Source organism: Dyella silvatica (genome assembly GCF_026283955.1).
Classification (GTDB): domain Bacteria; phylum Pseudomonadota; class Gammaproteobacteria; order Xanthomonadales; family Rhodanobacteraceae; genus Dyella_C; species Dyella_C silvatica.
The window spans coordinates 1-899 of the sequence record NZ_JAPDPE010000231.1 but is presented as its reverse complement, the minus strand read 5'-3'; the positions used below and the strand labels follow the sequence as shown (position 1 = coordinate 899).

Here is an 899-nt window from a genome sequence, read left to right as displayed (position 1 = left end):
GCATTTTCTCAGCCGCGATGCCGCGACATTCTGGCTTAGCGGCCAATGGATGACCGAAACCCCCGGCGGCTCCGATGTCGGCCGCACCGAAACCGTGGCGCGCCAGGACAGCGACGGTCAATGGCGCTTGTACGGGCGCAAGTGGTTTAGCTCAGCGGTGATCGGCGAAGCCGCGCTGGCACTGGCTCGCCCAGAGGGTGCCGCCGGCGGCACCGCTGCGCTGGCGCTGTTCTTCGTCGAGACCATGCATGGCGAGCGGCGCAAGCCGGAGCTGCAAATCGACCGGCTCAAGGACAAGCTCGGCACGCACGAACTGCCCACCGCCGAAATCCACCTCAACGGCTTGCCGGCATGGCCCTTGGGCGAGCTGGCTCATGGCGTGCGTCAGGTCGCGCCGATGCTTAATATCACCCGCAGCTGGAATGCCATTTGCGCCATCGCCAGCATGGCCCGCGCGATCAGCCTGGCCCGCGACTACGCCACCCGACGCCAGGCCTTTGGACGTCCATTGGCCGAACAACCGCTGCACGCACAGACCCTGGCCGATATGCAGGCCGAGTTCGAAGGCGCGTTCGCCTTGTCGTTTGAGGTAACGCAGCTGCTGGGCCGCGTCGAACAAGGCCTCCCGGCACCGCACGAAGCGGCCTTGCTGCGCCTGCTCACCCCGTTGGCCAAGCTATGGACCGGCAAGCTGGCCATCAAGCTCTGCTCCGAAGCCCTGGAATGTTTTGGCGGCGCCGGCTATATCGAAGATACCGGCCTGCCGCAATTGCTGCGCGACGCTCAGGTCTACGCGATCTGGGAGGGCACGACCAATGTCTTGTCGCTGGACAGCCTGCGCGCACTCAATGGCGATGGCCCCGATGCGCTGCGCCAGGCGGTGACCGCATGGCTGAGCA

1 protein-coding gene is annotated in these 899 nt (G+C 65.9%); it reads left to right on the top strand.

Annotated features, from left to right (window positions below; genetic code table 11):
* Positions 1–899 (top strand): acyl-CoA dehydrogenase family protein (locus tag OUZ52_RS22820; protein ID WP_266160905.1); only part of this gene is annotated, 899 nt, incomplete at both ends.